This window comes from Roseiflexus sp. RS-1, from assembly GCF_000016665.1.
Taxonomy (GTDB): domain Bacteria; phylum Chloroflexota; class Chloroflexia; order Chloroflexales; family Roseiflexaceae; genus Roseiflexus.
In genome coordinates this window covers 1650592-1668877 of sequence record NC_009523.1, presented here as the reverse complement: position 1 = coordinate 1668877, position 18286 = coordinate 1650592, and the positions used below count along the sequence as shown (strand labels likewise).

General features: G+C 61.7%; 19 protein-coding genes. 8 read left to right on the top strand and 11 right to left on the bottom strand.

Annotated elements, in window-relative coordinates:
• Positions 1–2: 2 nt before the first annotated feature.
• The 5 genes from ROSERS_RS07015 to ROSERS_RS06995 form a co-directional block, all read right to left on the bottom strand.
• Positions 3–1379, bottom strand: coding sequence for an ABC transporter substrate-binding protein (locus ROSERS_RS07015; protein ID WP_011956111.1), 1377 nt, complete (start codon positions 1377–1379; stop codon positions 3–5).
• Between the two features lie 24 nt (positions 1380–1403).
• Positions 1404–2279, bottom strand: a complete 876-nt coding sequence (locus ROSERS_RS07010; protein ID WP_011956110.1) for a carbohydrate ABC transporter permease — start codon at positions 2277–2279, stop codon at positions 1404–1406.
• On the bottom strand, positions 2279–3229 hold the full coding sequence (locus ROSERS_RS07005; RefSeq protein ID WP_011956109.1) for a carbohydrate ABC transporter permease: 951 nt from the start codon (positions 3227–3229) through the stop codon (positions 2279–2281). Before ROSERS_RS07005 ends, ROSERS_RS07010 begins: the two co-directional genes overlap by 1 nt.
• Positions 3230–3326: 97 nt before the next feature.
• Positions 3327–5378 carry an alpha-galactosidase gene (locus ROSERS_RS07000; RefSeq protein WP_011956108.1) on the bottom strand — a complete coding sequence of 684 codons (2052 nt, stop codon included), beginning with the start codon at positions 5376–5378 and terminating at the stop codon, positions 3327–3329.
• Positions 5375–6328 (bottom strand): GntR family transcriptional regulator, encoded by a 954-nt coding sequence (locus ROSERS_RS06995; RefSeq protein ID WP_011956107.1) that lies wholly within the window; start codon positions 6326–6328, stop codon positions 5375–5377. The genes ROSERS_RS07000 and ROSERS_RS06995 overlap by 4 nt, the downstream gene beginning before the upstream one ends.
• A 100-nt stretch (positions 6329–6428) precedes the next feature.
• Between ROSERS_RS06995 and ROSERS_RS06990 the strand changes: the two genes are divergently transcribed.
• From ROSERS_RS06990 to ROSERS_RS06975, 4 genes are all read left to right on the top strand, one after another.
• Positions 6429–7607, top strand: a complete 1179-nt coding sequence (locus tag ROSERS_RS06990) for a mandelate racemase/muconate lactonizing enzyme family protein (protein WP_011956106.1) — start codon at positions 6429–6431, stop codon at positions 7605–7607.
• A 100-nt stretch (positions 7608–7707) separates the two neighbouring features.
• Positions 7708–8139, top strand: a complete 432-nt coding sequence (locus ROSERS_RS06985; RefSeq protein ID WP_011956105.1) for a hypothetical protein — start codon at positions 7708–7710, stop codon at positions 8137–8139.
• Positions 8140–8144: 5 nt separating this feature from the next.
• Positions 8145–8963, top strand: coding sequence for an SDR family NAD(P)-dependent oxidoreductase (locus tag ROSERS_RS06980; RefSeq protein WP_011956104.1), 819 nt, complete (start codon positions 8145–8147; stop codon positions 8961–8963).
• On the top strand, positions 8944–9924 hold the full coding sequence (locus ROSERS_RS06975) for an ornithine cyclodeaminase family protein (RefSeq protein WP_011956103.1): 981 nt from the start codon (positions 8944–8946) through the stop codon (positions 9922–9924). Before ROSERS_RS06980 ends, ROSERS_RS06975 begins: the two co-directional genes overlap by 20 nt.
• Positions 9925–10227: 303 nt before the next feature.
• On the opposite strand, the gene ROSERS_RS06970 is transcribed toward ROSERS_RS06975, so the two are convergent.
• Both ROSERS_RS06970 and ROSERS_RS06965 read right to left on the bottom strand, forming a co-directional pair.
• On the bottom strand, positions 10228–10728 hold the full coding sequence (locus tag ROSERS_RS06970; protein ID WP_011956102.1) for a DUF4351 domain-containing protein: 501 nt from the start codon (positions 10726–10728) through the stop codon (positions 10228–10230).
• 34 nt (positions 10729–10762) lie between these two features.
• Positions 10763–11719 carry a DUF4351 domain-containing protein gene (locus tag ROSERS_RS06965; RefSeq protein ID WP_011956101.1) on the bottom strand — a complete coding sequence of 319 codons (957 nt, stop codon included), beginning with the start codon at positions 11717–11719 and terminating at the stop codon, positions 10763–10765.
• Between the two features lie 711 nt (positions 11720–12430).
• Between ROSERS_RS06965 and ROSERS_RS06950 the strand changes: the two genes are divergently transcribed.
• Both ROSERS_RS06950 and ROSERS_RS06945 read left to right on the top strand, forming a co-directional pair.
• A complete protein-coding gene (locus ROSERS_RS06950) occupies positions 12431–12682 on the top strand; it encodes a hypothetical protein (protein ID WP_157040993.1) in 252 nt (83 codons plus the stop codon).
• Positions 12683–12740: 58 nt separating this feature from the next.
• Positions 12741–13067 carry a WD40 repeat domain-containing protein gene (locus ROSERS_RS06945; protein ID WP_198136362.1) on the top strand — a complete coding sequence of 109 codons (327 nt, stop codon included), beginning with the start codon at positions 12741–12743 and terminating at the stop codon, positions 13065–13067.
• Between the two features lie 228 nt (positions 13068–13295).
• On the opposite strand, the gene ROSERS_RS06940 is transcribed toward ROSERS_RS06945, so the two are convergent.
• Both ROSERS_RS06940 and ROSERS_RS06935 read right to left on the bottom strand, forming a co-directional pair.
• Positions 13296–13583 carry a co-chaperone GroES gene (locus ROSERS_RS06940; RefSeq protein ID WP_011956100.1) on the bottom strand — a complete coding sequence of 96 codons (288 nt, stop codon included), beginning with the start codon at positions 13581–13583 and terminating at the stop codon, positions 13296–13298.
• Between the two features lie 43 nt (positions 13584–13626).
• Complete coding sequence (locus ROSERS_RS06935; protein WP_011956099.1) at positions 13627–13881, bottom strand: glutaredoxin family protein; 255 nt, start codon at positions 13879–13881, stop codon at positions 13627–13629.
• Positions 13882–14080: 199 nt separating this feature from the next.
• Between ROSERS_RS06935 and ROSERS_RS23980 the strand changes: the two genes are divergently transcribed.
• A complete protein-coding gene (locus ROSERS_RS23980) occupies positions 14081–14896 on the top strand; it encodes a M23 family metallopeptidase (protein WP_011956098.1) in 816 nt (271 codons plus the stop codon).
• A gap of 220 nt (positions 14897–15116) precedes the next feature.
• On the opposite strand, the gene larE is transcribed toward ROSERS_RS23980, so the two are convergent.
• Both larE and larB read right to left on the bottom strand, forming a co-directional pair.
• Positions 15117–15974: an ATP-dependent sacrificial sulfur transferase LarE gene (gene larE, locus ROSERS_RS06925; RefSeq protein WP_011956097.1), complete on the bottom strand. Its 858-nt coding sequence runs from the start codon at positions 15972–15974 to the stop codon at positions 15117–15119.
• Positions 15964–16710 carry a nickel pincer cofactor biosynthesis protein LarB gene (larB, locus tag ROSERS_RS06920; RefSeq protein ID WP_011956096.1) on the bottom strand — a complete coding sequence of 249 codons (747 nt, stop codon included), beginning with the start codon at positions 16708–16710 and terminating at the stop codon, positions 15964–15966. Before larB ends, larE begins: the two co-directional genes overlap by 11 nt.
• Before the next feature lie 325 nt (positions 16711–17035).
• Between larB and ROSERS_RS06915 the strand changes: the two genes are divergently transcribed.
• Entirely contained in the window at positions 17036–18268 is a 1233-nt protein-coding gene (locus tag ROSERS_RS06915; RefSeq protein WP_011956095.1) for a glycosyltransferase, read from the top strand.
• Positions 18269–18286: the final 18 nt, after the last annotated feature.

Here is an 18286-nt window from a genome sequence, read left to right as displayed (position 1 = left end):
CATTATCCTTTCGCCAGGAGAGCATTTGCTTCTTCGTCGATCTTCTTTGCCGCCTCTTCCGGCGTGATGGTTCCGAGGAACATCAGATCGAATGTCGGCAGCAGCACCTCACTGAAGATCTGCTGATTGTTCCGGGAATAGAAATCACCCAACCGCGCGCCCTCGATCGTCCCCAGCACCGACCGCAAACCGGCCGGTTGCCCGACGTACATCTCCTCCGACTCGCGCGCCGAACGCGCAATCGGGATCCAGTCGTGATTGCCTGCCATGGTCTTCTGATAGGTCGTCGCCGACCAGCGGGCAAAGGCGAAGGCGGCGTCGATGACTTTCGAGTCTTTCGGGATGACCTGACCGCCCAGCCAGTAGGCGGATACGCGCTTATCCTTCCACATCGGCAACGGCGCCATATCCCACTTGAACGGCACATCCTGGAACCCGCTGATCGCCCAGCTGCCATCGAAGAACATCGCCACCTTACCGGTCTGGAAAATGCCGATATCCTGGGCAGCCGCCGAACGTTGCGTCTTGGTGGGCGCGACCTTGTGAACAAAGATCAGGTCGCGCAGGAATGTCAACGCCTGCACATTGACTTCATCGCTCACCTGGAACTTTGTCGGCTCGACGATCTTGTCGAAGAACCCGCCGCCCATCGCCCACGCCAGCGTCTGCGCGCCCCACCAGATATCCATCACACCCACATCCAGCCCCCACTGGGTGGTTTCGTCACCGTTGCGCTTCGTCAGTTTCGTTGCCGCGTCGAGCACATCGTCCCATGTCCAGGTGTCATCGGGATACGCCAGACCTTCGGCATCGAAGAGATCACGGTTGTAGTAGAGCGCCAGCACCTGGATATTTTCGGGAAGTCCGTACAGATTGCTGCCATCGAAGCGCCAGGCGTCGTAGAGCGCGACCGGATACTCTTCGGCGTTCAACAGTTCCGGCGCCAGATCGACGTAGGGCTGGATGTTCGAGAGCAGGCCAGCACGGTAATGCCCATACGCCTGTACGTCGAAGAAGTAGAGATCATAGGGGTTCTTCGCTCCATACGCCAGATCGATGCGGGGCCAGTATTGATCGTAGGGCAGCAGTTGCAGATCGAGATCGTACTGTCCCTTGAACGTCTCGTTGAACATCTGCGCGCGGACTTTGAAGTTCTCGTCGATGACAGGTCCATTGCTCCACATGAGCGCGCGAATCTTCGTTGGCTCGCTGGCGACCTGCGTTGGCGCGGCTGTCGGAGCATCACCGGCTGGCGCAGTCGGCGATGAGCCACAGGCCGCCAGAATGCCGGATGTCAGCGCCGCACCTCCGATTGCCGCTCCTCGCAAGAACTGCCGCCGACTCAAACGATGGACAAGGTGATCGGCTTGCTTGGCCATGATGGAATCCTTTCTCTGAATAGATTAGCCTTTGATACCGGTCATAACGATGCCACGCACAAAGTAACGTTGGGCGATGATGAACAGAATGAGCGGCGGCACGATCGAGATCGTGACGGCAGCCATCAGCAGGTGCATCTGGGGTCCGATGCGCGGTGAACCCTGGAAATAGGAGAGTGCAACGGCGATGGTGCGCTTGCTCTCATCGGTCAGGTAGATCAACGGCGTGAAGAAGTCGTTGTACGTGCCAACGAAGGTGAAGACCACCACCGTGGCGAGCACAGGGTAACTGAGCGGCATCATAATGCGCCACCAGATCTGGTAGACATTGGCGCCGTCGATCGTGGCGGCTTCTTCGAGTTCACGCGGAATCGTCAGGTAAAACTGTCGAAGCAGGAAGATAAAAAAGGCGCTCCCGAAATAGGCTGGCACAATGAGCGGCAGAAACGATCCCACCCATCCCAGCGCATTGAATAGCAGGTATGTCGGCACCAGCGTCACCGCACCGGGCAACATCAGCGTCGAGAGGAGCAGCATGAAGATGAAGTTCTTGCCCGGCGCCGACAGGCGCGCAAAACCATACGCGCTGAGCGAGCACGAGAGGAGCGTTCCTATTGTCACCAGTCCCACGATGATCGTCGTGTTCCAGGCGTACAGATGAAACGGCACGCGCGTCACGGCCTGTGCGTAGTTTCCCCATTGCGGCGGGTTGGGAAGCCAGACCGGCGGCGAGAGATACACCTCGCTCGCCTGTTTCAGCGATGTCGAGACCATCCAGAAAAAGGGGATCAGCACCAGCGTCGATCCGGCCAGCGCGATGATCAGGACTGCCAGCGAGGTAAGACGCGCCTGTCCACGACGTGTCCGCCAGAACGGTAATGCAGCGCTACGCACGCCCATCAACCCCTCCCCGGTCGCTCACTCTCGTAGTAGACCCAGAGCGGCGACGATTTGAAGACCAGTAATGTCAATGCCAGCACGATCAGGAACAGCACCCACGCGACTGCCGCAGCATACCCGAAATTCAGATACTGAAAGGCGTGGCGGTAGAGATAGACCGACAGGAACAGGGTGGCGTTGTTCGGTCCGCCACCGGTGATAACATAAGCGTCGGTGAAGACCTGCAACGCACCGATGACGCCCAACACCAGATTGAAGAAGGTAACGTGCGAGATCATCGGCAGGGTGATGCTGGAGAACTGTCGCCATCGGCCGGCGCCATCGATCTCGGCAGCTTCGTACAATTCCTGCGGAATCCCCTGCAATCCCGCCAGAAAGATCAGCATTGTGCCGCCGATGCCCCACAAACTGGCGATGATCAGCGCCACCAGCGCCCAGGTTTCGTCGAAGAGCCAGTTGGGACCGCGGATTCCAACCCCTCGGAGCAAGACGTTGATGATGCCGAAATCGCCGTTGAACAACCAGCGCCAGAGCATCGCCACTCCGACGCCGGAAATGACGGTCGGCAGATAGTACACCGAGCGGAAGACCATGATCCCGCGCATTTTGTGGTTCAGGAGTAGCGCCAGACCAAGAGCGATTGTCAGCCCCAGGGGGACGCTGACGATGGAGTAAATGGCGCTGACCCTGAGCGACTGCCAGAAGAGTTTGTCGTTGAAGAGTTTTTCGTAGTTTGCCAGCCCATTCCAGCGCGGGTCGGTCAAGATGTTGTACTCGGTGAAACTGAGCAGGAATGAAGCCGCCATGGGACCAAGCGTGAAGAGGAGCAATCCAAGGATGGCTGGCGCCATGAAGATGTAGGCGTTGATGGCTTCGATGCGCTGGCGACGGCTCGCCCGGCGCGCCGGACGCTGCACTGAGAGGCGTGGTTGGGTATGAGGCGTATCCACAGATTTGCTCTCCGGTGAGATAAACGACTGCGTTCGGGATCGGTTGTGAGTGAGATAGACGCGCCTGCCAGCGGATGGTGAACGATATGGCGGAGCATCACCTGATCCGCACCAGCGCCGAGCCTTCTTCGGGCAGGTCATCGAAGCGCAACCCGGTATCCATCAATTCAGCGCCGCTTGCCTGCGTCTGTTGACCGGAATCCACCCAGAGCAATGTGTAGATACGCTCTGGATGGAGATGTTTCAGGCGCAGCACACGCAATGGTTCAGCGCCCGGCAGACGAAAGACGGCGACCAGATGCTCGCTGCCGTCGGGCATCCGATATTGAAAACCGGCCCAGCGGTCACCGCGTCCTTCACCGAGCGGTTGCCCCGTCAGATGGTACATGTCCGCCTCACGCACGAAACGCCGCATAACCGCCTTGTAGAAGGCGATGTGATCCGCATAACGCTGCGCAACCCAGTCCGGCAGATCGGGCAATCGCTGCGAAAACCCGAAGCGGCGCAGCATTGAAATGCGGGTATAGAAATCGACCTGATGCGGCTGAAGCGACGGATCGCGCGGATTGAACGTCTGGCTCGGATGCCTGGCGAACGACCACTCGCAGTAGCTCCAGTGCAGGCAGGCGTCCGGCGCCAGCATCTGAGTGGCGCCCCAGAAGACCTGCAAACTATGTTCGGGCCAGTCGGGATCGCTCAAAAACGCCATGTGGGTGCGACGCGCAATGCCCGGATCGATCCGCAGACCGCCCGATGAGCAGTTTTCCAGCACCACGTCGGGATGAACGCTGCGCACTCGATCAAGCAGCGCATAGTAGCCGCGATAGTGCGCATACAACCCATCTCTGGCGCCGTGACCGTGATCGGTGCGGTTGCACCCGGCGCCAGGGTCGAGATTGAAATCGAGTTTGATCCAGTCGCACCCGTAGTCGCGGATGAGATGATCAAGCGTCTCGAACGCCCATTGCTGCGCTGCCGGATTGCCCAGGCACACATACCCGATCCGACTTCCATGACGCATCGCCACGAAATCAGGATGCGTTTCCGCCAGTCGCGCGCGGACGCCCAACCCCTCGATCTCGCACCAGATGCCGAAGCGCATGCCACGTGCGTGAACGTCATCGGCAAGCGCGCGAATGCCGGAAGGAAATCGCACCGCATTGACCATCTCCCAGTCGCCGCGCTGGTCGTACCAGTGCGTCCCAGCATCGGACGCGCCAAACCATCCGGCGTCGAGCGTGCACACCTCGATGCCCATCCGGGCGGCAACATCGACATTGGCGCGGAAGGTCGCCTCGTCGAGCGCCCGATCTTCATACGCCCACCAGTGGTTCCACTCGACCGGCAACCGGTCGGCGAGCGCATTGCGCGGATACCAGAAGCGTCGCCCCAGACGCGCAAACTGAACCGCTGCTTCGTCGAGATCATCACCACGGGCAAACACCAGCACGACCGGCGGCGCCTCAACCGAGGCGCCGGGCGCAAGATCGACAGCGAATTCCCAATCGTGCAACCCTGCCGATAGTGCGACGACCTCCTCCAGGCGCGGCATCAACCGGATCGCCCAATTCCCTGACCAGGCAACTGCGCCGGAGATGATCGAGCGACCGTCGCACACCAGGGCAAACCAGGGATGGTGACCGTGCGACGAGCGACCAGAACGACTTTCGAGGGTGACCGGGGATGTCAGCGGCATCGACTGCGGTTCGAACTCGGCGCCCCACGCGCCAGTATACGCCTGCAGATCGTACCTGCCGGGGAGCAGATCGAGCGCAAGTGAATCCAGGCGCGTCACCCGACGCGGCAATGCCCCTTCATTCCGCACGACGATCCAGGTCTCGATAGCAAACGCATCGCTGTAGCGCACGATATGGTAATCGATCACGACTCCCAACCCGCCAGGCAGCAGTTCGATGCGCGCATGGCGTCGTCCAGGGATTGCATCGTCCACCGACACATTCCGCACGTACAGGTTTGGCGTCTGCGCATCGACAACCTGCGCATCAATGATTGCCAGGAAGAGCGACGACGACTCAAGCGCCCGATGTTCGCCCGCCAGCCCCAGACCTGCCAGCGCAAAACGGGGTGCCATGTCCAGCACGCAGGCGAACCCCGCGTCCGAGAGATCCAGGCGGGACGGAAGGGTCATGAGACGCTCCTCTGGCGGTGAGTTGCCGCCTTTGCCAGGCGCGCCTCACGAATGCGCTCACGCAGATACTCGACGGATTGATCATCGATCCGAAACTCAATCACCACATCGGGGCGGCGATCGGTCAATTGCGCCAGTGCCAGCACACAGTTGTAGGTCACCAGCAGATGGTCACAGGTCTCCGCCAGATGACGGACATCATCAGGCGCATCGATCAGCGCCGTCGCCACCTGCGCGCCGGGTTGATAACTCAGAATGACATATTTCAGAGAGCGGGCAGTATCGGGGAGCGTGCAAACCAGCCCAATCCGCGGTTTCGTCAACCGGGCAATGCGAAGCAGCGTTTCGGAAGAGGGCCGCGTATCGACGCCGACCACCCGATCCCGGTACTGCGCCAGCGTCTGCAACACCTCGGCGAGATGGTGGAATGTTGTTACGATCAGATCAGAAGACTGCGCGAATGCATCGACGTCCTGTTGCAACTCGTCCAGCAAGCCAGCCTCGATCTGCACACCGGTCAGACGAGAGAGATCGCGGCTCAGGGTGGCGCTGTCGTGTGGATTGCATTCGAGAAAGCGGATCCGCAACTCGCTCTCGCCATACACCTTTTCGATCAGCGCCGTTACTTCGGCGAGCAACTGCTGGCGCGTCACCCCCGCCAGCATCGCCTGCCAGATAACATCGCGCACCTGCTGGAAGACGAGATCCAGCGGCGCTGCCGTTGCTGCGGCGCGGGTCACCACCGGAGAACGCCGATCAGCGCGCATTTCGAGGATGCCGAGTTTGCGCAATTCCTGACAGGCTTTATTCACCGTGTTGCGGTTCGCGCCAAACTCTTCCGCCAGTTTGCGCACCGATGGCAGCGTGTCGCCGGGGTGATAGACGCCGTTGCTGATACGCCAGATGAGGGCGCGCTGAATGTCTCTGGCAGATATGCGTTCCCCGGTCATCCTTCGACCACTCCGTCGTTTTGTCTTATTGCATAGGATGCAGGACAGTTGTATAGTACGCGAGAGTTGCTGCTGTGTCAAGTGTAGGAGACATTTCCAGATGAAGATCGAGTCGGTCGACCTGTTCTACGTGGCTATGCCGGAAATCCGCGATGTTGGAGACGGCAGTCAGGATGCCCTGTTGGTGCGCATTCAGGTTGGCGAATATGTCGGGTGGGGAGAATGCGATGCATCACCGCTCACATCGATTGCCAGTTTCGTCTGCCCGATGTCTCACAGCGCCTGCAAACCGGTGCGGGATTCGGTTGTCGGGCAACCACTCAACGATTGTGCCGACATACGGCGGATCGGTGATCGGGTGCGGGCGAACAGCCTCGACCTGTTGCAAGCCGATCATACGCTCTCCGGCATCGACATCGCGCTGTGGGATGCGCTTGGTCATCGCCTGGGCGAGCCGGTTTACCGGCTGCTCGGTTACCGACACGCGACGCCGAAACTCCCGTATGCATCGCAACTGTTCGGTGATACACCGCAGGAGACTCTGCACAAGGCGCGCCTGGTGCGCGCACTTGGGTATCGGGCGGCCAAATTCGGTTGGGGACCGTTTGGCAGGGGTGCGCTCAGCGAAGATATCGATCACGTGCGAGCGGCGCGCGAGGGGTTGGGACCGGAAGGGGTGTTGCTGATCGATGCCGGAACAGTCTGGGGTGATGATGTCGAACGCGCCGCGCTGCGTCTGGAGGTGCTGCAACAGTGCCGGGCAACCTGGCTGGAAGAGCCGTTCACCTCCGGGGCGCTCGACGCTTACCGTCAACTGGCGCAATTGAGCGGACGGGTGCGCCTGGCAGGGGGCGAGGGATGCCACAACTACGCAATGGCAGAGCATATGCTGAACTACGCTGGCATTGGCTACATTCAGATCGATGCCGGTCGGATCGGCGGCATCAGCGTCGCAAAGCGGGTTGTCGACGCCGCCCACGCCCGTGGCATTACCTATGTCAACCATACGTTCACGTCGCACCTGGCGCTGAGCGCTTCACTGCAACCCTACGCTGGCAGCGACGCCGATCTGCTCTGTGAATATCCTGTCGAAACCTCGCCGCTTGCGCAGAGCATCACCCGCGAGCGGATTATGCCTGACCAGGATGGCATGATTCGCATCCCCGAACGTCCCGGTCTTGGCGTCACACCCGATCTTGCTGCACTTGCACCGTATCTGGTGGATGTCGAGATTCGCGTCGGGCGGCAGGTTGTCTATCGGACGCCGGAACTGCGTTAGCGCACGGTCTTTTGCGGTAAACGGGGGCACGGTTGACACGCAGCGCATTTCGTTCTACTGTATACCAACCACATTTCACTGCAAGAACACAGGAACAAACATGATTGGGGCTGTGCTGAACCGGCTGGTGTTCATCGTCGCCAATGTGCTGGTGATGATCATTCTCCACGGCAATTCGCGGCAGTGGTGGCCCAGAATTCCCTACCTTAGCCTGCGCGACGAAAGTGTCGGCGAGCATACGCGGCTTCTGTTCAATACGCTGGCGGTCGTTACGGCGGGACAGGCGTTGATCGGGCGTCTGCCACGCACACACTGGTTGCCGCGCGCACTGACGCTTGGCGTCGTTCCGGCGCTGCTCCCAGGGTTGATCTGGCTGGGACGGAGCGGATTGCGGCTGAAAGGCGCTATCGCCGAGCGCTACAACCTTGCGCTCGTACCAATCCTGCCGGTTGTGGCGATTGTGGTGGAAGATCGGCTTGCCGCGGCGCTGAATGCCCCTGAAGAGAGCGTACCGACGGAAACTACGCAGTAATTGCAATGGATCCCGCAGGAAAGACGATCATTATCACCGGCGCATCGAGTGGGATCGGTGCAGCCACTGCGCGCGCCCTCGCCGATGCTGGCGCGAATGTTGTGCTCGCCGCCCGTGATGCGACTCGCCTGGCGGAACTCGCCGACCGGTTGCGAGGGCGCGCGCGCGCCATCCCTGTGAATGTCGCCGACCCGACCGACGTGCAACGCCTGGTTGAGCAAACCCTGGCAGCGTACAACCGTATCGACGTTGTGATCAACAACGCTGGCGTCGGTCTGGCATCGCCGGTGGCATGTCTGCGACCCGCCGATCTGCGCGCAGCGCTGGATGTCAATCTGTTCGGTTCGCTCACTCTGACCCAGACGGTTCTCCCACATATGCAGCACGCCAGGCGCGGGCAGATTATCTTCATCTCGTCCGTGGTGGGGCTGCGCGCGCTCCCTTACGCTGGCGGCTACGCTGCAACCAAAGCGGCGCTCGACCGGTTGACCGAGGCGTTGCGGGTGGAACTGCGCGGTAGCGGCATTTCGGTCACGCTGGTGCGACCGGGAACAACCCGCACGGCATTCAATGACCATCGCCTTGGCAGTCACCGCGACCGCCGACGCTTCAACCCACCCGCCGTTGCGCCTGAACGGGTGGCGGACACCGTTGTGCGCGCCATTCGACGCGAATCGCGCGTCGTGTATGTTTCGTGGAGCGACCGCCTGACGGTGTGGATGGCGCTGCTGCTCCCCGGGTTGGCTGACCGGTTGCTGGCGCGTCTTTTCATCTGGGAAGGCTCTGAGGAGAAAGGTGTTCCGTATGCGAATCCTGAGCGCTGACGATGTGCGACGCGCAGTGACCATGCCTGCTGCTATCGATGCGGTTTCCTCCGCTTTTGTGCAACTCTCGACCGGGCGCGCCACCGTGCCGCTGCGCGCACACCTCCAGCAACGCGTTCACGAATCGCACACATTCGTGATGCCAGCGCTGCTGGAAGAGAGCGGCGGTTTGGGGTTGAAGGTCGTGTCGGTCTTTCCGCACAATGCTGCGCGCCACGGTCTACCGGCCATTCATGCGCTCGTCGTGGTCCTCGATGCTGCGACCGGTCAACCCGCAGCGGTGCTCGACGGATCGTACCTGACGGCGCTTCGCACCGGTGCGGCGTCGGGTGCGGCAACCCGCGCGCTCGCCCGCCACGATGCGCAGGTGCTGGCGATCATTGGCGCCGGTGCGCAGGCGTATCATCAGGTCGAAGCGGTATGCGCCGTGCGCCCGATCGAGCGTGTGATCATCGTCAACCGCAGCCGCGAGCGCGCTGAACGCCTGGCGGCAATGCTGCGCGAGCGTGCAATTGCGCCACATATCGACATCGCTGCATCATCTGCCGAAGCGCTCCCACAGGCGGACGTCATCTGCTGCGCAACATCTTCGCCGATGCCAGTCTTCGACGATGCCAGCCTGCGTCCCGGCGTCCATATTAACGGTATCGGCTCGTTCACGCCACAGATGGTCGAAGTGCCGCCGGAAACCGTCGGGCGGGCGTATGTCGTCGTTGATCAGCACACAGCGGCATGGGCAGAGGCAGGCGATCTGCAGCACGCCAGAGGTCTGGGGTTGCTCGACGAGTCGCAGACGGTCGAGTTGGGTGCAGTTATCGCTGGAATTGTTCCCGCGCGCACGAGCGATGATCAGATCACCTTCTTCAAATCGGTCGGCAATGCTGTTCAGGACATCGCTGTGGCGCAACTGGCGCTGCGCGAAGCGGAGCGTCTCAATCTCGGCATCGATATCGATCTCTGATCGCAGGGGAGAATGTTACTTTCGGCATACCCGTGCACGTTTGCCCTTCATCCCCCCGACCCTTTTCTCCCGCAAGGGGAGAAGGGGGAGTCTGGGCATCCTGAAGCCCGAAACGAGAGAGGGAACGAAGGGACTTCCCAAAAACCTACCCCCCTAAGCAGCGGCAGCGCCCCGAACCTGCGCGTCAGCATCCGTTCCACCACCAGACGCTGCCCCTCGCGCAGTCCCTCTGCGCGTCCTTCGCGCAATCCCTCCGCCCGTCCTTTGCGCTCCCAGCTGGTAATCCCCTCCATCGCCCCCATGTTATGCCTGCTCCGCCGGGGACGCCGCCAGCCACGCTTCGACCTCCGCCAGGCTCGTGAAGTCGAGCAGCGCGTCGGCCAGCGCCGTCAACTCGTCCGCCGTCAGCGTCGCCAGGCGCTCGCGCACCCCCGATGGCAACGCCCCGAACCGGCGCGTCAGCATCCGTTCCACCACCAGACGCTGCCCTTCTCGCAGTCCCTCGCGCAACCCCTCCGCGCGTCCCTCGCGCAACCCCTCGCGCAACCCCTCCGCGCGTCCCTTCCGCTCCCAGCTGGTGATCAACTCCATCACAACCTCCTTCGCCGCGCCCGGCAGGCGCGCCACTTCCGCCGCCAGCGCCTGTTCGTCACGCGCGTTCAATGGCAGATAAATGTCCACAAATTGCCCGATCAGCCGTCGTTGCGCTCCGGTCAGCGGCGCGCCCGCCAGCAGCCGCAGACACGCCGCCTTCACCCGCCAGCGATCCTCCGGCGCTATCCGCATCCGCGCCATCAGCGCCATCGCCGCCGGATTGCACAGCGATCCCCTCCATTCGTTATGCCTGCTCCGCCGGGGACGCCGCCAGCCACGCTTCGACCTCCGCCAGGCTCGTGAAGTCGAGCAGCGCGTCCGCCAGCGCCGTCAACTCGTCCGCCGTCAGCGTCGCCAGGCGCTCGCGCACCCCCGATGGCAACGCCCCGAACCGGCGCGTCAGCATCCGTTCCACCACCAGACGCTGCCCCTCGCGCAATCCCTCCGCGCGTCCCTCGCGCAATCCCTCCGCGCGTCCCTTCCGCTCCCAACTGGTGATCAACTCCATCACAACCTCCTTCGCCGCGCCCGGCAGGCGCGCCACTTCCGCCGCCAGCGCCTGTTCGTCACGCGCGTTCAATGGCAGATAAATGTCCACAAATTGCCCGATCAGCCGCCGCTGCGCTCCGCTCAGCGGCGCGCCCGCCAGCAGCCGCAGACACGCCGCCTTCACCCGCCAGCGATCCTCCGGCGCTATCCGCATCCGCGCCATCAGCGCCATCGCCGCCGGATTGCTCGTCGTCAGATATGCCCGCCAGTCCATCCGGTTTAATTGTACCACCTGGTACTGGAACGTCAGCACCGTGCGCTGCGCCGCGCGCAGTTCGTGCCGGTCGGCGGCGGGACGCCGCGGGCGCGGATAGGAACAGAGCGCAATCGGGTAGATCGGCTGGTCGTAGCGGTCGTAGAGCCGCGCGAAGTAGCGGAACATGCGCCGGTCCAGCGCGGCGTCGGCCTGCGCCTGGTGTTCGAGGTGGATCAGCAGCGTGGCGGGGTGCTGACGCAGGCGCACCTGCGCCACCAGGTCGGCTTCGCGCCGGTCGGGGTCGAAGAGGTCGGCGAAACTCTCTTTGTCGAGAAAGACGGGCGGTGCGGGGTCGAGAGTGGCGGCCAGGTCGGGCGCGACCAGGTCGATGAACTCGCGGAAGAAGGCGGTGAGCACGAGTTTGAACAGCGCGTCGTGGTCGAGGGCGGCGGGCATAGGTGCGCTCCAGAATTATCCGATACCGTGTCAATGGTAGCACACCCGTTCCAGGTTGTCAAGGTATTGTCAGCACATATGTCCCGACAAACAGCGCGTCTGCCAGTATCGATAATGGCTTCCATGTGGACAATATGATCATATGAGACTGCTGCACATCTGACTGCCAGGACTCGGATAACGCAGAGAACGCAACCACGTCACACTCCGCGTTTGCTGCGCCGCTGCGGTGCATTTTTGCAGTGACGTCATCATCGTGAAAGGAGCCGCTCGTGAACTCGCTCATTGAATTTCCGCTGGAAGACGGGAGCAGCATCTGGGTGGAAGTGCGCGACATGGAGACCGGCGGTCTGGTTCCCGCTGCACGCTGCCTGTCATTCGTTTTGCATCCCCGTCACGCTTCTGCACGATTACTACTGCCCCGACCCGCGCCCGCAATGGTGCTCCCCAGCCTCTTTCGCGACAGTCTGCACGTCTTCCTCCTATGACGCCATCGATGGCGGGAAGGGCACGCTGGCTATGCCGAGGCGGTGTATCAGGAGCTCACGGCAGACGATCAGAACGATATATGCAGTGAGTGAGCATGCAGATGATGAATCTTGCCGGGGGTGCAGGACACGCGCCATCTGGCTGACACCCGCTTCCTGGTGAACGGGCAGGACGCCAATGGTCAGGAGTACGCCGGGGTGGCGCATGAGGCGCTGATTCAGAGTGACAACACTGCGCGAGTGGATGCAGGCTGACCGGAGATTCCATCGCTGGCATGAGCAAATGCGCCTGCAGGTGCGGGAGTGGCAGGAAAACGAGGAAGATGCAGGTGTGCTGTTGCGCAAGGCGCCGCTGGTTGAAGCGCAGGGGTGGCCGGCGCAGCGCAGAGAGCAAAGCGAAGCTCGACCGCAGAAGTTTACCACCGCGAGTGCGAATGATCAGGAACAATTGCGGCTTCAGGTGACACCCGGATAGCAGTCGGCCGTGACGAAAGAAAGGAGCAACACGAATGGTTGGGCAGGTGAGGCGGCAGATGACACTGGGGTTAGCAGTCGGCTTGGTGATCACCCTGCTCCTGGGGACGGTTGCCTGTGTCCAGCGCAATGCCACAGTGCAGGAAGCCAGTATAGTGAACTGCATGACCCACGATCGCTGGGTAACCGCCGTCGCGTTCAGCCCCAACGGGCAGTACGTGGTCAGCGGGAGTGGGGATGGCACGGCGCGGGTCTGGTGGTGGCGCCCGGAGGACCTGATCGCCGAGTCCTGCCGCCGCCTGCCGCGTAACCTGACGCCGGAGGAATGGCGGCAGTATGTGGGTCCTGAGGCGCCGTACCATGCCACCTGCCCCGGCAAGCCGTAGGGCGGGGTGGGGCGAGAGGCGATAGCCGATAGCCGATAGCCGATAGTCGATAGCCAATAAGTGATGGCCGCCAGGCGATAACCGCTGGCAAACCGTAGCGCAGGGGGCGTGGTGCAACGATACGATTGGTTACAGAGCGCGGGCATTGTGCCTTTGGCTGTCTCACAAGGGCGGGACACCCGCGCTCTATGCCATCCATCACCGCAACATTGTGGTTGATTCCAGGAATCAGTTCGTCACGCGCGTCAGCAGGTCGCCGACGTCCATCAGCAAAAAGGTGTCGCCTTTGTAGATGATCTCCGTGCCCGAATACTTTGCGAAGAATACCCTGTCGTTGACCTGCACCTTGATATCATCGGCGTCGCCAACCGCGATGACAACGCCGAGTTGTGGCTTTTCTTTCGCAGTGTCCGGCAGGTAGATGCCGCTGCTCGTGCGGTCGTCCTGTTCAATAGGTTTCAACAGGACACGTGCGCCCGGTGGCTGGATACCGGGTTCGTTTCCATTTGCGCTCATGGCTGGTCTGCTCCTTATCCGAAACTTGTCTGATCTGACGTCGCTATTTGATGTCCGGCAGGCGATCAATGTTGGGGCGGTCGAAGCCAACGACGATCTTGCCGCCAATGTCGATGACCGGTACGCCCTGCTGCCCTGAGCGACGCACCATGTCGCGCGCGGCGGCGGGGTCTTTGCTCACATCGACGTCCTTGAACTTGATTCCTTTCTGGCGGAAATAGTTTTTCGCCGCGTTGCAAAACGAGCAGGTCGGCGTGGTGAAAATGATGACGCGTGGCTGTGCCTTCGTCTCGCTCATGATCGAAACCTTTCCACAGTGTCTTTCATCCGTATAGATGCAGATTCCGGCGCGGGGTTACAGCGGTTGTCGCGCATTGTGGTCGTGTGCACTCCCTGCGTATAATGGGGTCGGCGAGAAAATGGTATGGATCGAAGCCGCGTGGCATCCAGAGTTTCTCCGGCGACGGGCAGGTTGAAATAATCACGGAGGGGGGCGGATGACGAAGAACGTTATTGTGCTTTGTGCGCTGATCTTCTGCTCCTGCGCCTGCGTCCCCTCGCCGGGTGCAGCGCCATCCCCAACTGAACGAACGGTCGCTCCGGCAACTGCGCTCCCCGTCACTCTGTTCGCTACGGCTGTCACGCCGACCGTCGTTGCAGCAATCGCTACGGTGCCGCATGTGGAACCGACGGAAACACTCCCGTCAGCAACGCCCGTCGCGATGCCAGAATATACGCCGGTTCCATCGCCTGCCGCGCGTATCTATGTCTATCCCGTCAGAAGCGACGACTGCACCGTTTCATCGTCGCACCACGATTACCCGGCAGCCGATATTTTTTGTCCTATCGGCGTTGCGTTCGTTGCGGTGACCGACGGTGTAGTGGATTTCGTCAGTTACGAAGATCGGTGGTCGCCGTCCACCGACGATCCGGCGCTTCGCGGCGGTATTGCGGTGGCGATCATCGGTGATGATGGCGTGCGCTACTATGGATCGCATCTTTCGGGGATTGCCAGGGGTATCGAGCCGGGCATGCGCGTCACTGCCGGACAGGTGCTGGGGTTCACCGGTGCGAGCGGCAATGCGCGCGGCACACCGCCCCATCTGCACTTCGGCATTTCCCGCCCCACTACGCCGGATGACTGGAAGGTTCGCCGCGGCGAGGTCTGGCCCCAACCCTATCTCAGTGCATGGCAACGCGGCGAATATGTGACGCCGCAACTGCGGATAGCCGCGACGCAGAGTTCGGCAGTCAGCAGTTGCAGTTTGGTGAACAGCCAAAGCAGGTTCAAATTCAGGGTATTTCCCTCATAGACATACGAAGCAATTATAGGATCGGCATGCAGTATAGGTGAGCAGGGTTTTCTTTGAAGCAGGCCAACAAGCGCCTCTAGCAGGCGCTCGCCACGCTCGTGCTGCTAAAGCGCACACCGTCAGGCGCAGACAGTGGGCGTTATGAATACCGAAATGTGTAGATGCCGGATTATCTCGAATCGCACCATTCGATGAACGTCTTATTCTCTGAATCGCCCGATCATTCAACCAGCGCAATCTCCGTGAGCGCCGACCGACGCGCCTCGTTCATGCTGCCGCTGCGGAACCCCTGCAAATCGAGGGTGACGTACACATACCCCAGCGCTTTCAGATGCGCCACAATCGCGTCACGCTGCGCGATCGCCAGCGGCAATTCGTCGGGCGTAACCTCGATGCGCGCGATCACATCGTGATGACGAACGCGAAACTGCGAAAACCCCAACCGACGCATGAAACGTTCGGCCTCATCGAGCGTGCGCAGTTTCTCAGCAGTCACCCGTTCTCCGTAGGCGATCCGCGACGAGAGGCAGGCATACGACGGCTTGTTCCAGTTTGGCAGGCCGAGCCGACGCGCCAGTTCGCGGATCTCGCGCTTGCCCAGACCTGCCTCGATCAGCGGGCTGCGCACGGCAAATTCAACTGCCGCGCGAAGACCGGGACGATGGTCGCCGATGTCGTCCGCCATTGCGCCGTACAGAATGGCAGCCACACCAAGTTCAGCAGCCAGCGGCTGAAGGTGCGTGAAGAGAGTGCGCTTGCAATAGTAGCAGCGATCCGGATGGTTCCGCGCGTAGCGTTCATCGGACAACTCATCGGTGCGGACGACGATATGGCGGCAGCCGATCAACGCCGCCAGCGCACACGCCTGTTCGAGTTCTTCGCGTGGGTAGGTTTCCGAGTCGGCGGTTGCTGCGATGGCGCGGTCACCCAGCGTATCGTGCGCGACTTTGAGCAGCAGGGTGCTGTCAACGCCACCGGAAAACGCGATCAGCGCCGAACCGATCGTGCGCAGGATCGCCTGCAAATGCTCATACTTGCGTTCAAGCGATACCGCCAACGCAGCGTCCCTATCGCTCATGATCTCTGTCCTTCGCCTGTCTGTCATACGCGCGCCGGGCCGCTGCCGCCCGATTGGCAATGCGCCCGGCAATCGCCCCTGCGCCGATGCCATTATCGATATTGACGACCGCCAACCCCGGCGCGCAGGTTTGCAACATGCTGGTCAGCGCCCCCACGCCGCCGCCGCCGAAGCCGTACCCCACCGACGTCGGCAGGCCAATGACCGGCACATCCACCAGCCCTGCCACAACTGAAGGGAGTGCGCCATCCATGCCAGCAACGACGATGATCACATCAACCGAAGCGTCGAGCATGGCGCGCAGCGGCTCAAACAGCCGATGCAACCCGGCGACGCCGACATCACCGGCACGCTGAACCTCGCACCCCATTTCAATGCAGAGCGCGATGGCTTCCTCAGCGACGGGCAGATCGCTCGTGCCCGCAGTCAGCACCCCGACACGTCCGCCCGTCTGAGGTGGAGCACAACCGGGTCGGCTCAGCGCCAGCGTTCGTCCTTCGCTATACACCGTCCACTCGACCGTGTCGGCAAACGTCTGCTGCAATGCGGTCAGCGTGTCCGGCGGCACGCGACTGATCAACACACGCCCGATCTGTTCGAGCAGACGCTGAGCAATGGCAACTGTCTGCTTTGCCGTTTTGCCTTCGGCAAGCACAACTTCCGGCACGCCGCCGCGCGCGGCGCGCCCCAGGTCAAGATTGGCGAATTGATCGAGATACTCGCGTGCGGAGGTCATACCATGCTTCCCGATGTATGTGCTGCTGCCAGTATAGCACAGCATGCGCTTCACTTCCGGCGAAGTACGTGTTCACATTTCTCCCAGGAGCGAGGGCATCTTGCCCTCGTAGGGGCGACGAAGGCAGGACGCCCTCGCCCCCAGGCGCGTGTGTTCCCCAGGTGTGAACAGTTACCCGGCGAGAGAGCATTCAGGCGGTGCTGGCGCTGACGATCAGCACGGCATTCTGATGAACGCACTGTTACCTGCTTCGATGCCCGTGTTTAGCGCCTTTTCATACCCTGGCGCTACCCTGCACAGTAGAAACAGCAATCAGGGCAAGGCCATGAACATCCTCCTGCTGACACAGATCGTGCCCTATCCGCCGGATAGCGGTCCCAAGGTCAAAACCTACTACCTGCTGCGATACCTGGCGTCACGCCACCGGGTGACGCTTGTCTGCTTCACGCGCAACGCGCAGGAAGAAGCGGACGCGGCAGCACTGCGCGACCTGGTTGCCGAAGTGCACACCGTGCCGCTCACACGGTCAACCGTGCGCAACGCACTGACGATGGCGCGCAGCCTGTTCCGCAGACGCTCGTGGATTATCGAGCGCGACGATAGCGCCGCCATGCACCGTTTGCTGGCGCGCCTGGTGCGCGAAGCGGAGATCGCTGGACGACCGTATGACCTGGTGCATGCCGATCAGCTCAATATGGCGCAGTTCGCCGAACCCTTGCCCCTGCCGCGGCTCCTCGATGAGCATAATGCCGTGTGGACGGTCTTTCGCCGGGTTGCAGCGCAGGAACGCGGTCTCAAACGCCTCCTGTGGGAACGTGAATGGCGCATGTTGCGCACTTATGAAGGGCGTGTCTGCCGCGAATTCGAGGCAGTGACCGCAGTCAGCCAGGAGGATCGCCAGGCGTTGCTGGAGGCAATGGGGAGCAGGCGCGATATTCCGGTCATCCCGATAGCCGTCGATGCCGAGCGCGAACAACCGATCGCGCGCCAGCCGAACGCACGCGGCATCCTCAGCCTGGCGACGATGATGTGGCCGCCGAACGTCGATGGCGTTCTCTGGTTCGCCCGCAGCATCTACCCGCTCATCAAGCAACAGGTTGAAGGAACGCGCTTCTTCGTCGTCGGGCAGCGCCCGGTGGCGGACGTGCGCGCATTACCCGAACAGGACTCTTCTATCGAAGTGACCGGGTATGTGCCCGATCCAACACCCTACATCGCCGCCTCCGCGTGTCTGATCGTCCCGTTGCGCAGCGGCGGCGGCATGCGAGTGAAAATCCTCGAAGCGCTGGCGCGCGGCATCCCGGTGGTTTCCACCACGATCGGCTACGAAGGGATCGACCTGGTTCCCGGCGAGCATCTGCTGGTCGGCGATACGCCGGACGCATTCGCCGACGCAGTGGTGCGCCTGTTGCGCAACCCGCATCTTGGCGAACGTATCGCTGCCGCAGGGCGACGACGCCTGCTCGAACGCTACGACTGGCGCGCTGTCTGCCCGGCGATGGATGAAGTGTACGATCGCGTCGTTGGACGTCGGGAGTGTGTGGGAGTGGGGAAGTGAGAACCGGGAACCAGGAAC